This window comes from Variovorax sp. 05L425 (genome assembly GCF_056397705.1).
Map to the genome: position 1 here is coordinate 57,555 of NZ_JBFTNY010000003.1, position 12,912 is coordinate 70,466.

The 12,912-nt window shown below is 64.8% G+C and carries 15 protein-coding genes; 12 read left to right on the forward strand and 3 right to left on the reverse strand.

Translation table 11 applies throughout. The features are described from left to right. Positions 1-118 precede the first annotated feature (118 nt). From AC1DN9_RS04375 to AC1DN9_RS04385, 3 genes are read right to left on the reverse strand one after another with little or no spacing between them, the layout of a single operon-like run. The gene (locus AC1DN9_RS04375) at positions 119-1,177 is read right to left on the reverse strand and encodes a malate/lactate/ureidoglycolate dehydrogenase (RefSeq protein WP_478097644.1); all 1,059 of its coding nucleotides are present in this window, start codon (positions 1,175-1,177) and stop codon (positions 119-121) included. A 13-nt stretch (positions 1,178-1,190) separates the two neighbouring features. Continuing rightward, the gene (locus AC1DN9_RS04380) at positions 1,191-2,717 is read right to left on the reverse strand and encodes a UxaA family hydrolase (protein ID WP_478097646.1); all 1,527 of its coding nucleotides are present in this window, start codon (positions 2,715-2,717) and stop codon (positions 1,191-1,193) included. Between the two features lie 44 nt (positions 2,718-2,761). Further along, entirely contained in the window at positions 2,762-3,472 is a 711-nt protein-coding gene (locus AC1DN9_RS04385) for a FadR/GntR family transcriptional regulator (protein ID WP_478097649.1), read from the reverse strand. A 169-nt stretch (positions 3,473-3,641) separates the two neighbouring features. On the opposite strand from AC1DN9_RS04385, the gene AC1DN9_RS04390 reads away from it, so the two are divergent. The 12 genes from AC1DN9_RS04390 (at position 3,642) to AC1DN9_RS04445 (ending at position 12,860) form a co-directional block, all read left to right on the forward strand. Continuing rightward, the gene (locus AC1DN9_RS04390) at positions 3,642-4,376 is read left to right on the forward strand and encodes an SDR family oxidoreductase (RefSeq protein WP_478097651.1); all 735 of its coding nucleotides are present in this window, start codon (positions 3,642-3,644) and stop codon (positions 4,374-4,376) included. Beyond that, a complete protein-coding gene (locus tag AC1DN9_RS04395) occupies positions 4,373-5,119 on the forward strand; it encodes an SDR family NAD(P)-dependent oxidoreductase (protein ID WP_478097653.1) in 747 nt (248 codons plus the stop codon). Before AC1DN9_RS04390 ends, AC1DN9_RS04395 begins: the two co-directional genes overlap by 4 nt. Before the next feature lie 26 nt (positions 5,120-5,145). Further along, on the forward strand, positions 5,146-5,994 hold the full coding sequence (locus AC1DN9_RS04400; RefSeq protein WP_478097655.1) for a fumarylacetoacetate hydrolase family protein: 849 nt from the start codon (positions 5,146-5,148) through the stop codon (positions 5,992-5,994). Positions 5,995-6,026: 32 nt separating this feature from the next. Continuing rightward, positions 6,027-6,710: an amino acid ABC transporter permease gene (locus AC1DN9_RS04405; RefSeq protein ID WP_478097657.1), complete on the forward strand. Its 684-nt coding sequence runs from the start codon at positions 6,027-6,029 to the stop codon at positions 6,708-6,710. Next, positions 6,707-7,354: an amino acid ABC transporter permease gene (locus tag AC1DN9_RS04410; protein ID WP_478097659.1), complete on the forward strand. Its 648-nt coding sequence runs from the start codon at positions 6,707-6,709 to the stop codon at positions 7,352-7,354. Before AC1DN9_RS04405 ends, AC1DN9_RS04410 begins: the two co-directional genes overlap by 4 nt. Continuing rightward, complete coding sequence (locus AC1DN9_RS04415; RefSeq protein WP_478097661.1) at positions 7,338-8,066, forward strand: amino acid ABC transporter ATP-binding protein; 729 nt, start codon at positions 7,338-7,340, stop codon at positions 8,064-8,066. Before AC1DN9_RS04410 ends, AC1DN9_RS04415 begins: the two co-directional genes overlap by 17 nt. Before the next feature lie 54 nt (positions 8,067-8,120). Continuing rightward, a complete protein-coding gene (locus AC1DN9_RS04420) occupies positions 8,121-8,939 on the forward strand; it encodes a transporter substrate-binding domain-containing protein (RefSeq protein WP_478097663.1) in 819 nt (272 codons plus the stop codon). A gap of 16 nt (positions 8,940-8,955) precedes the next feature. Beyond that, the gene (locus AC1DN9_RS04425) at positions 8,956-10,059 is read left to right on the forward strand and encodes a mandelate racemase/muconate lactonizing enzyme family protein (protein ID WP_478097665.1); all 1,104 of its coding nucleotides are present in this window, start codon (positions 8,956-8,958) and stop codon (positions 10,057-10,059) included. A gap of 161 nt (positions 10,060-10,220) precedes the next feature. Beyond that, positions 10,221-10,988, forward strand: a complete 768-nt coding sequence (locus tag AC1DN9_RS04430) for a carbonic anhydrase (RefSeq protein ID WP_478097666.1) — start codon at positions 10,221-10,223, stop codon at positions 10,986-10,988. Further along, positions 10,985-11,503, forward strand: a complete 519-nt coding sequence (locus AC1DN9_RS04435) for a hypothetical protein (RefSeq protein WP_478097668.1) — start codon at positions 10,985-10,987, stop codon at positions 11,501-11,503. Before AC1DN9_RS04430 ends, AC1DN9_RS04435 begins: the two co-directional genes overlap by 4 nt. 44 nt (positions 11,504-11,547) lie before the next feature. After that, positions 11,548-12,021, forward strand: a complete 474-nt coding sequence (locus AC1DN9_RS04440) for a hypothetical protein (RefSeq protein ID WP_478097670.1) — start codon at positions 11,548-11,550, stop codon at positions 12,019-12,021. A gap of 149 nt (positions 12,022-12,170) precedes the next feature. After that, the gene (locus tag AC1DN9_RS04445) at positions 12,171-12,860 is read left to right on the forward strand and encodes a TetR/AcrR family transcriptional regulator (RefSeq protein ID WP_478097672.1); all 690 of its coding nucleotides are present in this window, start codon (positions 12,171-12,173) and stop codon (positions 12,858-12,860) included. Positions 12,861-12,912: the final 52 nt, after the last annotated feature.

Below are 12,912 nucleotides of genomic sequence, written 5' to 3' on the forward strand. Positions count from 1 at the left end.
GCTGGTCCGTGAAATGAAGTTTGCGCCCGATTTCTAGGTAAAAACCCTCGAAAAAGGAAGCGCGGTGTCACCCAATTGGAAACAATCGAGGCGCTCCTTTCCCCTGTCCTTTCGCCCTTTAGTCGATCGCCACGCCGACTTTCTTCCCGGCCTCCACGATTTCCCGCCACGTGGCATCGTCGAGCCAGATGCCGTCTCGTTCGCGCGCGGCGCGTGCCTTGCGCTCGGGTTCTCCGGCGATCTGCACCGCATCGAAGCCGGCGCCTGGCGGGCTTTGACGCAGCCAGTCGATAAACGCCCGCGCTTCCTGCTCAAAAGCGGCTTGCGTACCCAACTTCGCCGGGTCGATCAACACCACGAGCATGCCGTTGAGCACGGTTCGCGCCGTGTCGGCCGGCCGATGCCAGGTCCCGCCACCCGTCAGCGCGCCGCCGAGCAGTTCGCAGGCCACGGCCATGCCGTAACCCTTGTGCTCGCCGAAGGTCATGAGCGCGCCGAAGAGACCATTGCTTTGCGGCACGACGACGACGCCCGGGTCATCCGTGGGCGCGCCGCGCTCGTCGATCAAGTGGCCTGGTGGCACACGCTCGCCCTTGTTGTACGCAACGCGCATCTTTCCTTGTGCCACGCGGCTGGTCGCGAAGTCGAGGATGAACGGCTCGGCGCCCGCAAGAGGCACGCCGATGCAGCAGGGGTTGGTGCCGAAACGTCCGTCTCCGCCGCCCCACGGTGCCACCACGGGCCGCGACAGGACGTTGACGAAATGCATGGCCACGAGGCCCTGCGCCGCCGCCATTTCCGCGAAGTGCCCGATGCGGCCCAGGTGATGCGCGTGCGCGAGCGAGACGATGCAACTGCCGTGCTGCTTCGCGCGTGCGATGCCGAGATCCATCGCCTGCACGCCGACGATTTGCCCGTAGCCGTGCTGGCCGTCGAGCGAAAGCATCGCGCCCGCATCGAGGTTGATCTTGACCGATGCGTTCGGCTTGAGCCCGCCCTCGGCGACCGCATCGACGTAGCGCGGCACCATCCCCACGCCGTGCGAATCGTGTCCGCTGAGATTGGCGAGCACGAGATTGGCGGCGACCTGTTCGGCCTCCGCGGGACTGCTGCCCGCAGCCTGGACGATGGCTGCGACCTGCTTGCGCAGCGCGGATGCTTCAAGTGTTCTGGACATGCGTTCCTTTCAGTCACATCACCGCGCCGACTTGCCACGGCACGAATTCGTTCTGGCCGTAGCCGTGTTGTTCGCTCTTCGAATGCTCGCCGGAGGCCGTTGCCAGCACGAGGTCGAAGATCCGCTGGCCCATCTCCTGGATCGACACCGTGCCTTCCACGATCTCGCCGCAGTTGATGTCCATGTCTTCCTCCTGCCGCTGCCACAGCGCGGAGTTGGTCGCGAGCTTGAGCGAAGGCGAGGGCGCACAGCCGTATGCGGAGCCGCGCCCCGTGGTGAAGCAGATCATGTTCGCGCCGCCCGCGACCTGCCCGGTGGCGCTCACCGGGTCGTAGCCGGGCGTGTCCATGTAGACGAAGCCGTGGGTGCTCACGGGCTCGGCGTATTCGTACACCGCTTCGAGATTGCTGGTGCCGCCCTTGGCGACCGCGCCGAGGGATTTCTCGAGGATGGTCGTGAGCCCGCCGGCCTTGTTGCCGGGAGAGGGGTTGTTGTTCATCTCGCCCTCGTTGATGGCCGTGTAGTGCTCCCACCAGCGGATGCGCTCGACCAGCTTCTCGCCGACCTCGCGCCGGACCGCACGGCGCGTGAGCAAATGCTCGGCGCCGTACACCTCCGGCGTTTCGGACAGGATCGCCGTGCCGCCATGAGCGACCAGGAGATCCACCGCCGCGCCGAGCGCCGGATTGGCGCTGATGCCCGAGTAGCCATCGGAGCCGCCGCACTGCAGCCCGATCGTGATGTGCGCCGCGCTGCAGGGTTCGCGCTTCACCGCGTTGGCGCGCGGCAGCATCTCATTGATGAGCGCCACACCCTTTTCGACCGTCTTGCGCGTGCCGCCGGTGTCCTGGATGTTGAAGACCCGGAAGTTTTCGCCTTCGCTGAGATTGCCGGTCGCGAGCCATGCGTTGATCTGATTCGCCTCGCAGCCCAGCCCGACCACCAGCACCGCGGCGAAGTTGGCATGCGTTGCATAACCGGTCAGCGTGCGCTCCAGAATCTGCATGCCCATCCCGCCCGTGTCCATGCCGCAGCCCGTGCCGTGCGTGAGGGCGACCACGCCGTCGACGTTCGGATAGTCGGCGAGCGCGGCCGGATTCGTCTTGCGCGAGAAGTGATCGGCGATCGCGCGGGCGGCAGTGGCCGAGCAGTTCACGCTGGTCAGTACGCCGATGTAGTTGCGCGTTGCCACGCGACCATCGGCGCGGCGGATGCCCATGAAGGTGGCTTCACGCCGCGCGGGTGGCGGTTTCACGTCGGCGCCGAAGGCGTAGTCGCGCTCGAAGTGTCCCTTGTCCGGGCCCATGTCGAGGTTGTGTGTGTGGACGTGTTCGCCGGGTGCGATCGGCTTGCTCGCGAAACCGATGATCTGGTTGTAGCGGCGCACTGGTTCGCCTTGCGCGATGGCGCGTACGGCGATCTTGTGGCCGGGCGGAATCAGCCCGCGGGCGACGACGCCTTCGACCGGCGTGCCGCCGACCAGTTGGCCGCGTGCGATCACCACATCGTCGGCGGGATGGAGTCGGATAAACGGATTCATCTTGGGGTCCTAAGCATTTGCTGCGTTGCCGCGTTGCTGGCGAATCAGGAGGAGGCTTGGGCGCGGCGCCAGCTCGCGCTGAATCTCTGGTGCGACTTGTCCATGTGCGCGTGCATGGCCTTGCGTGCGCCTTCCGCATCGCGTTCGGCGATCGCGTCGCGGATGGCTTCATGCTCGGCAATCGCGGAGCGCCAGGATTTCACGTTCTCAAAATAACCGCCGAGGCGCGTGAAGATCGGGCCCTTGCGCGAATCCCAGAAGGTCTGCACGGTCTCTGACAGCACCGCATTGCCGCAGGCATCGACGATCGCAAGATGAAAGGCCCGGTCGCCTTCGAGCGGCATCACGTTGCGGTCCGCATGCTCGCGCATCTGTTCGATGGCGCGGGTCATCGCGATGACGTCCTTGCGTTTGCCGACCGTGGCAGCGAGCGCCGCTGTCTCGCCTTCGACCACGCGGCGTGCGCGGATCAATTCAAGCGGCCCCCATTCGACGGCTTCGACCGGCGAGGCCGCGCGTTGCGAGCGATCGAGCACATAGACGCCCGAACCCGTCCTCACCTCGACCCAGCCCTCCACTTCGAGGGCGATGAGCGCCTCGCGTACAGAGGGTCGACTCACGCCCAGGGCCCTGGAGAGGTCGCGCTCCGCCGGCAATCGGTCGCCGATCGCAAATTCGCCTTTCGCGATCAGTTCGCGAAGTTGGTCGGCAATCTGGCGATAGAGGCGGCGCGGTTCGAGAGTCTGTAGCGGCACGGGTCAAGCGGCGCCTTGCGCCGCGCTTAAGGGTTGTCCTGAATTGGACAAGTGGTCAGGCCAATTCAGAATACGATCGGCACCGCGCAGCGGCCATCGGGCGAAACCCTCGACGCGCATGACTGCGAGCGGAAATCCGGCCATCCCATCATTTCAACGAGGGCATCGCATGAGACTCCAGGGCAAGACCGTGCTCGTGACCGCAGCCGGGCAAGGCATAGGCTTCGCCAGCGCACTGGCGCTCGCGGCCGAGGGTGCGCAAGTCTGGGCAACAGACGTCAACGAGAAATTGCTCGAGCGCTACGCAGGCGTCGCCAACGTCCAGGCCGCCAAGCTCGATGTGCTCGACAAGGCTGCTATCGGCGCGTTCATCAAGACGCTGCCTGCGCTCGATGTGCTCTTCAACTGCGCGGGCGTGGTGCACAACGGCACGGCCCTGCAGGCCACCGACGACGATCTCGACTTTGCCTTTCACCTCAACGTGCGCGCACAGTTCCGACTGATTCAGGCGGTCCTGCCGGGCATGCTCGCGAAAGGCCGCGGCAGCATCATCAACATGGCCAGTGTGTGCTCGAGCATCAAGGGCCTGCCGAATCGCTGCGTGTACGGCACCACCAAGGCAGCGGTCCTGGGCCTGACCAAGAGCGTCGCTGCGGACTACGTGGCCCAGGGCATTCGCTGCAACGCGGTGTGCCCCGGCACGGTCGATACGCCCTCGCTCGGCGAGCGCATCAATGCCAATCCCGATCCGGTCGAAGCGCGCAAGGCCTTCATCGCGCGCCAGCCCATGGGTCGGCTTGCGCAGCCCGAAGAGATCGCGCCGCTGATCGTGTTCCTCGCCAGCGACGAATCGCAGTTCGTCACCGGACAGGCCTATGCGGCCGACGGCGGTATCACCATATGAATCAACTCGACTTCGCCGGCCGGCATGCGGTCGTGACCGGCGGAGCCACCGGCCTCGGCTACGGCATTGCGCAACGCCTGCTGGCTTCCGGCGGCAGCGTGACCATCTGGGACCGCGACGGCGAGGCGGCCACCAAGGCGGCATGGACGCTCGGTGCGAAGGCCTTCGCGCTCACGGTCGATGTGACGCAGCAGCCCTCGGTGGCGAAGGCAGTTGCCGCCACGCTCGCGCAGGCGCGTCGCATCGATGCGCTCATCAACAGCGCCGGCATCACCGGACCGAACACCCGGCTCTGGGAATATCCGGTCGATGCATGGCGGCAAGTGATCGACGTCAACCTCAACGGTCCCTACATTTGCTGCCGCGAGGTCGTCGCGCAGATGCGGGCGCAGGGCTACGGGCGCATCGTCAACATCGCCTCGGTCGCGGGCAAGGACGGCAATCCCAACGCCAGCGCCTACAGCGCGAGCAAGGCGGGCCTGATCGCACTCACCAAATCGCTCGGCAAGGAGTTGGCAGACACAGCGATCCGCGTCAACTGCGTGACGCCGGCGGCGGTGAAGACCGCGATCTTCGATCAGATGACGCCGGACCACATCGCGTTCATGCTCTCCAAGATTCCCATGGGGCGCTTCGGCAAGGTCGAGGAAATCGCGGCAATGGTCGCCTGGCTTTGCACCGAAGATTGCTCCTTCTCGACCGGTGCGGTGTTCGATCTCTCGGGCGGCCGTTCAACGTATTGATGCATGCACACTGAAAGGACTGACTGATGAAACTCGTTCGCTATGGCAATCCGGGCAAGGAAAAGCCGGGCCTCATCGATGACGACGGCAAGCTGCGCGATCTCAGCGGCGTGGTCAAGGACATCGGCGCGGAGCAATTGAGCGACGCCGCCCTGGCCAAGCTGCGCAAGTCAAAGGTCGACAAGTTGCCGCTGGTGAAGGGCAAGCCGCGCTTCGGTTGCCCGGTGGCGAATGTCGGCAAGTTCATCGCGATCGGACTCAACTATGCCGACCACGCCGCGGAATCGGGTCTGCCGATCCCGGCCGAGCCCGTGGTCTTCATGAAGGCCATCAGCTGCATCCAGGGTCCGGACGATCCGGTCATGCTGCCGAAGGGCTCCGTCAAGAGCGACTGGGAAGTCGAACTCGGCGTGGTGATCGGCGCGCGTGCGCGCTATGTGTCGCAGAAGGACGCGCTCAACTTCGTCGCCGGCTACTGCACCATCAACGATGTCAGCGAGCGCGAATACCAGATCGAGCGCGGCGGCACCTGGGACAAGGGCAAGGGCTGCGACACCTTCGGGCCCATCGGCCCTTGGCTGGTGACGCGCGATGAAGTTCCGAATCCGCAGAAGCTTTCGATGTGGCTCGACCTCAACGGCAAGCGCATGCAGACCGGCAGCACCAAGACCATGATCTTCAGCGTCGCCAAGATCGTGAGCTACCTGAGCCAGTTCATGACCCTGATGCCGGGCGATGTCATCACCACCGGCACGCCGCCGGGCGTCGGTCTCGGCATGAAGCCGCCGCTGTTCCTGAAGAAGGGCGACGTGATGACCCTGGGCGTCGAGGGCCTGGGCGAGCAACGTCAGGAAGTCGTACCGTTCAAGCTCTGACCGCGCTGCGCTGACATCACCACGCGACGACGGTGAAGTACCAGTTCGATTTCGCGTCTGTGCTGGCTCAATGGCCTCTGCTGCTCGAGGGCGCGTGGGTCACAGTCCAGCTGTCGTTCCTGTCGACCGTGATCGGCTTCGTCCTCGGCGCCTTGTGTGCCGTCGGGCGCGGCAGCCGCCATGTTTGGCTGCGGCGGCTGGTCGGGGTGTACGTGGAGGGAATCCGCAACACGCCGCTGCTGATCCAGAGCTACTTCCTGATCTTCGGCCTGTCGAGCGTGGGCGTGACGATGCCGATCATCGTGGGCGCGGTGCTGGCGCTGGTCATCAACATCGGCGCCTACACCTGCGAGATCATCCGCGCGGGCATCGAGTCGATCCACAAGGGTCAGCTCGAAGCCGCCGACTGCCTCGGCATGTCGAAGCTGCAGGTGTTCTGGCACGTGATCCTGCGGCCGGCGGTGGAGCGCGTGTATCCGTCGCTCACCAGTCAGTTCGTGCTGCTGATGCTGGCGTCGAGCATCATGTCGTCGATCGGCGCCGAAGAACTGCTGGGCATCGCCAATCGCATCCAGTCCGACACCTTCCGCAATTTCGAGATATTCCTCGTGCTGTGGATGGTGTACCTGATGTTGTCGTACCTGATGCGCCTCGGTTTCTGGCTGCTGGGCCAGATCGTGTTCACGCGCCGCCGCAAGCTCGGCACACCGCTATGACCCACGAACAACTCGGCTACCTGTTGCTGGGCGCGGTCGGCACGCTGGAACTGTCGATCCTGACCTTCATCGTCGGCGGGCTCGCCGGCCTGTCGGTGGCGCTTGCGCGCATCGCACCGGTGCGCGCTGTGCGCATGGCCTCGGGCGCCTACATCCAGCTCATACAGGGCACGCCGCTGCTGGTGCTGATGGGGCTGTGCTTCTACGGGCCGAACATCCTTGGCATCGGCTCCGTGCCCGCTCTCCTGGCCGCGGCATTGGCGATGACCATCTATTCGAGCGCCTTCCTCGGCGAGATCTGGCGCGGCTGCATCCAGTCCGTGCACAAGAGCCAATGGGAAGCGGCCGAGTGCATCGGCCTCACGCGCTGGCAGCGCATGGTCAAGGTGGTGTTGCCGCAGGCGCTGCGCATCGCGACGCCACCGACGGTGGGCTTCATGGTACAGATCATCAAGAACACCTCGATTGCCTCGCTGGTCATCGGCTTTGCCGAACTCTCCTACAACGCCAAGGTGCTGAACAACTCGACATTCCAGCCCTTCATCTATTTCGGCTGCGCCGCGCTGCTGTATTTCGCGATGTGCTATCCGCTGTCGCGCTGGAGCCGCGGGCTGGAAAGGAAACTCAATGCAAGCCGTGGTTGAACTCGACCAGGTCCACAAGCGCTTCGGCGCGCTGCACGTGCTGCGCGGCGTCTCGTTCCGCGTCACCAAGGGCCAGGTGGTGGCCATCATCGGCAAGAGCGGGTCGGGCAAGAGCACGGCGCTGCGCTGCATCGACCGGCTCGAGACCGTCGACAGCGGCCGCATCGAGGTCTGTGGACATGCGGTGCACGACGCGGCGCTCGACGTGCGCGCGTTGCGTCGCGACGTGGGCATCGTGTTCCAGAGCTACAACCTGTTCCCGCATCTCACCGTGCTGCAGAACATCACGCTCGGCCTGACCTCGGTCAAGCGTTTGGGCCAATCCGACGCGCGCGGCATCGCGATGGAAGTTCTGGCGCATGTCGGGTTGGCAGAAAAGGCCGACGCCTACCCCGAGCAGCTCTCGGGCGGCCAGCAGCAGCGCGTGGCGATCGCTCGCTCGCTCGCGATGAAGCCGCAGGTCATGCTGTTCGACGAGGTCACCTCGGCGCTCGATCCGGAGCTGACCGGCGAAGTGCTCAAGGTCATCGAGAAGCTCGCGCACGAGGGCATGACCATGGTGCTGGTGACGCACGAAATGGCGTTCGCCCGCGGCGTCGCGGACAAGATCGTCTACATGCATCAGGGGCTGGTCTGGGAGGAGGGCGATGCGTCGATGCTCGCTGATCCGAAGACTCCCGAGTTGCGCCAGTTCCTCGGCAATGGTCTTTGACCGCACATTGCTTTCGTCCCTTTCTTTTTCAAACAACCCCAAGGATCACGAGACATGAAACCCTTTCAAGAACGCCGCCTGCACCTGCTGCTTTCGGGCCTGCTGCTGGCCGGCTCCGCACTCGGCCTGAGCGTCGCGGCGCACGCCGACCAGTTGGACACCATCACCGCAGCCAAGAAGATCCGCGTCGCGATCGACCTGGGCGTGCCGCCCTACGGCATGAAGGACGACAAGCTCAACTCCACAGGCTCCGACGTCGAGACCGCGCAGTTGCTCGCGAAGGACCTGGGACTCGAACTCGAGATCGTGCCGACCACGGGTGCCAACCGCATTCCGTTCTTGCAGACTGACAAGGCCGACATCGTGATCTCGAGCCTCTCGGTCACGCCTGAGCGCGAGAAGGTGATCGACTTCTCCATTCCCTACGCGGGCATCTCGGCGGTGGTGGGCGCGCCCAAGAGCATGGAAATCAAGAGCGCGGCCGACCTGTCGGGCAAGAAGGTCATCGCCACGCGCGGCACCACCAACGACCAGGAAGTCACCAAGATCCTGCCGAAGGACGCGACGATCGTGCGCTTCGACGACGACGCCACTTCCATCACCGCGGTCGTCAGCAACCAGGCCGACATCTTCGCGACGGCGCCGCCGCTCCTCAAGGCCATCAACGAAAAGAATCCGGCCAAGCAGATGGAGGTGAAGTTCGTGATGAAGGTCAACATGCTCGCCATCGGCTTCCGCAAGGGCGAGGCCAAGCTCAAGGAGAAGGTCGACGCCTGGGTGCGCACCAACCTCAAGAACGGCAAGCTCAATGCGATCTACAAGAAGTTCCATGGTGCGGACCTTCCCGACGAAGTGACCAAGGCCGGGGCATGAACCCCCACGTATCGTCATGGCAAAGATCGACCAAGTCGAGATCGCGCAGATCGACATCGCGCCGAAGGTGCGGCGCACCGACGCCATCCAGTCCTTCGTCACGCAGGAGACCGTGCTGGTCACGCTGCGCTGCGACGACGGCTCGGCCGGCACCGGCTACACCTACACCATCGGCACCGGCGGGTCGTCGATCGTGGCGCTGCTACGCGATCACCTCGCGCCGCTGCTGATCGGCCGCGACCCGCAGACCTACGAGGCGATCTGGCGCGACCTGTTCTTTCACACCCACGCCACCGCCGTCGGCGCCATCACCAGCCTGGCGCTCGCGGCCGTCGACACCGCACTGTGGGATCGCAACTGCCGTGCCGCGGATCTGCCGCTGTGGCGCATGGCGGGCGGTGCCAAGGCGCGCGTGCCGGTCTACACCACCGAGGGCGGCTGGCTGCACCTGGAGCCCGGCGAGCTCGTTGCGCAGACGCTGGCCGCGAAGGCCGAGGGCTTCCTGGGCGCCAAGCTCAAGGTCGGCAAGCCGCACGTCGCGCAGGACATGGCGCGCCTGTCGGCGGTGCGCGACGCCGTCGGCGCGGACTTCGAGCTGATGGTCGATGCGAACCAGAGCATGTCGCTCTCCGAAGCGATCCGGCGCGCGCGCCAGTACGCCGAGCTCGATCTCGCCTGGTTCGAGGAGCCCATGCCGGCCGAGCACGTGGCCGCGCATGCGCAACTGCTCGCGAGCACCACCGTGCCGATCGCGGTCGGCGAGTCGATGTACCACCTGTCGCAGTTCGGTGAGTACATCCGGCAGGACGCCTGCTCCATCGTGCAGGCGGACGTGGCGCGTGTCGGCGGCATCACGCCCTGGCTCAAGATCGCGCACCTCGCGGAGGCGCACAACCTCGCGATGTGCCCGCACTTCCTGATGGAGCTGCACGTGAGCCTGTGCGCGGCTGTGCCGAATTCGCGCTGGGTCGAATACATTCCGCAGCTCGACGACCTGACGACCAGCCGCTTGCACATCGAGGCCGGCCATGCGTTGGCGCCCGAGACGCCCGGGCTGGGGATCGAGTGGGATGTGGATCAGCTCAAGGCGCGGCGGAGCTTTGAGCCGATCGTGATCTGAACCCGCGCCGAGCCTGGCGTTGGCCTACTGGTAAATCAGAAAAGTCGCGCCCTAATCGAGAACGGGTAGCGATCCCTTTCGGCGAGACTTGAAATCCCGTTCGACGCGTGTCCGTTGCGCGTGCGGGATGCCAATTCTCATCGTTCAGGGTCAGCGCTCAGATGTCTCATTTCAATCGGCTCGCCACGGCGGGCCTCGTCGCATTCGGCTTCACCTCCGCCGCATTTGCAAGTGCATCCGAACACTGGTCGTATGGCGGTCATACCGGCCCCGGAGAATGGGCCGCATTGGCTGAAGAGAATCGGCTTTGCGGTATCGGACAGCGGCAATCGCCCATTGATCTTCGGGGAAGCAAGGCCGCTCCTCTTGCGGACCATGATGTGGCGATCCGCTTCGGCAAGGCGACCGGCAAGCTGCTCAACAACGGCCATACCATCCAGATGGATGTGAATGAAAGCGACGGCAATGCGGTCACTTTCAAGGCCCGCGACTACCCGTTGGCGCAGTTCCATTTCCACACGCCCAGCGAACATCGTCTGGATGGCAAGTCGTTCCCGATGGAGATGCACCTTGTCGGCAAGGGCGACCGCGGAAAGCTCACTGTCGTGGGCGTTTTCATCAAGGCAGGCAGTCAAAACCATGCACTTGCACCGCTGTTCGCCAATCTGCCGGCATCGAATGACGCCCCGCGCGATGCGCAGATCGACCTCGACGCGCTGCTGCCGAAAGGGCGCAAGGCACTGCTCTACACCGGGTCGCTGACGACACCCCCTTGCAGGGAGAGCGTCAACTGGGTGGTGCTGAAAGAACCGATCGAAATGTCGCGCAACCAGATCAACGCCTTCCGGAAGCTGTTCCGCGACAACCATCGACCGATTCAGCCCGCCAACGGGCGCATGGTCGTCGAAGAGTCGGCGGACTTGTGGTGAAGGGGTGGCAGGCAGGAGCGCTTCTGGCGGCCTCGGTGCTGGCGCTGAGTGGATGCGGTTCGCTCCTCGCTGAAAGCGCGTCGGCCGGAGCGGGTATTGCAAGCGGCGCGATCGCCAGTGCGATCACGGACAACGCCGGCGTAGCGGCCGGCATCGGGATCGGCGTACAGGCCATTGCCCGTGCCGGTATTCAGTATCAGCAGCGAAAGATCCACGAAGAGGCGCAACAACAGATCGCACAGGTCGCTGGACCGCTCAAGGTCGGCCAGATCAAGCCTTGGAAGACCTCGCTTTCGCTTCCCCTCGAGTCCGATGAAGCGGGTCGCGTGACGGTCAGCCGCGTCATCAGTTCCGGCGAACTCGATTGCAAGGAGATCGTCGTGTCGGTGGAGCAGAGCGGACGGGATGCGTTGCCGATCAGCGAGTTCTACGTGGCGGCCATCTGTCGCAGCGGGAGCCGCTGGGCCTGGGCTTCAGCCGAGCCTTCGACGGAGCGCTGGGGCGCCTTGCAGTGATGGGCAAAGACCTTGCTGTCGGCGCGCCCAGGTTCGTTGCGGCAATGGCATGCGTTGCCGCGCTGAGTGCCTGCAGTTCCATCGGGGGCGTCGCAGGCGCCGTGACGGGGGTGGCATCGGGCGCTGCAGCTTCCAATCCTGCCGTGGGTGTCGCCATTGGGATCGGTGTGCAGGCGGGCGTGAACGAATCGATCAATGCACTTCTGCGCCGCTGGAGCCACGAAGAGCAGACGCAGATCGCGTCCCTCATCGGCAAGATGAAGGTTGGAGAGCGCCGGCCGTGGGAAATTCGCCACGCGGTGCCCTACGGAAACGCGCAAGGCGAAGTCACCGTTGCACGAGCGTTCAAGACGTCCTTGGCGGCGTGCAAGGAGGCGGTGTTTTCGGTGGACGATGTCGAAGCCAAGATGGCCGGCGCACCGCAGCCTCGCTTCGTGACCTTTGCTTGCCAAGGAGCGGACGGATGGAAATGGGCGATTGCGGAGCCCGCTGTCTCGCGTTGGGGGGCGCTGCAATAGGAAGCTGCGAGCAGCGAGGCCGGGACTGATTCCCGAGGCCCTCGCGCGTTTCCAAAGACCCGCAGCATTTGCGGGTCTTTGTACTTTGGAGTGGCGGAAAAGTCCTGCAAAATAGAACGATCGTTCGTTTTATTTTGAAATCCCCTCCGATGCCCGCGTCCCCCGCTTCCGCCAAGTCCGCTCGCGCGCCCCAGAAGGGCCAGCAGACAAAGGCCGTCATCATCGATGCCGCCCTGAACCTCGCCGCGCAGATTGGTCTGGAGGGCCTGTCGATCGGGGCCCTCGCCGAAGTGACGCAGATGAGCAAGTCGGGCGTGTTCGCCCACTTCGGCTCGCGCGAGGAACTCCAGATCTCGGTGGTGCGCGAATACCACTCGCGTTTCGAACAAGAAGTCTTCTACCCTGCACTCGATGCCCCACGCGGCCTGCCGCGCCTGCGCGCCCTGTTCGCCAACTGGATGAAGCGCACGTCCGCCGAGATCGACTCCGGGTGTATCTACATCAGTGGCGCGGTCGAATTCGACGACCGGCCCGGCCCGGTGCGCGACGCGCTGGCCGATTCGGTCAACACCTGGCTCGACGCCATGTACCGCGCCGTCGTGCAGGCCAAGACGGAAGGCCATCTCCGCGATGACGCCGACGAGAAGCAGATCGCCTTCGAGATCCATGCGCTGATCCTGGCGCTGCACTACGAAGCCCGCTTCCTGCGCTCGCCCGAATCGCTGGCGCGAGCCAACGTCGGCTTTGACAACATCCTTGCACGCAGCGCGTCGCCGGACGCGCCGCTCGCCACCGCCGAAGCCCGCCCGACGCGACGCCGGCTGAAGACCGTCCCCTGAGCCGCGCGGCTCGACGCACCCCTTTTTCTTCCTTACTTTCACTTTCCGGAGT

Bases quoted from the DNA above. Each gene is read 5' to 3' on its own strand.
- AC1DN9_RS04375 (WP_478097644.1), bottom strand. From the start codon at position 1,177: ATGTCCAGAACACTTGAAGCATCCGCGCTGCGCAAGCAGGTCGCAGCC.
- AC1DN9_RS04380 (WP_478097646.1), bottom strand. From the start codon at position 2,717: ATGAATCCGTTTATCCGACTCCATCCCGCCGACGATGTGGTGATCGCA.
- AC1DN9_RS04390 (WP_478097651.1), top strand. From the start codon at position 3,642: ATGAGACTCCAGGGCAAGACCGTGCTCGTGACCGCAGCCGGGCAAGGC.
- AC1DN9_RS04395 (WP_478097653.1), top strand. From the start codon at position 4,373: ATGAATCAACTCGACTTCGCCGGCCGGCATGCGGTCGTGACCGGCGGA.
- AC1DN9_RS04400 (WP_478097655.1), top strand. From the start codon at position 5,146: ATGAAACTCGTTCGCTATGGCAATCCGGGCAAGGAAAAGCCGGGCCTC.
- AC1DN9_RS04410 (WP_478097659.1), top strand. From the start codon at position 6,707: ATGACCCACGAACAACTCGGCTACCTGTTGCTGGGCGCGGTCGGCACG.
- AC1DN9_RS04415 (WP_478097661.1), top strand. From the start codon at position 7,338: ATGCAAGCCGTGGTTGAACTCGACCAGGTCCACAAGCGCTTCGGCGCG.
- AC1DN9_RS04420 (WP_478097663.1), top strand. From the start codon at position 8,121: ATGAAACCCTTTCAAGAACGCCGCCTGCACCTGCTGCTTTCGGGCCTG.
- AC1DN9_RS04425 (WP_478097665.1), top strand. From the start codon at position 8,956: ATGGCAAAGATCGACCAAGTCGAGATCGCGCAGATCGACATCGCGCCG.
- AC1DN9_RS04430 (WP_478097666.1), top strand. From the start codon at position 10,221: ATGTCTCATTTCAATCGGCTCGCCACGGCGGGCCTCGTCGCATTCGGC.
- AC1DN9_RS04440 (WP_478097670.1), top strand. From the start codon at position 11,548: ATGGCATGCGTTGCCGCGCTGAGTGCCTGCAGTTCCATCGGGGGCGTC.
- AC1DN9_RS04445 (WP_478097672.1), top strand. From the start codon at position 12,171: ATGCCCGCGTCCCCCGCTTCCGCCAAGTCCGCTCGCGCGCCCCAGAAG.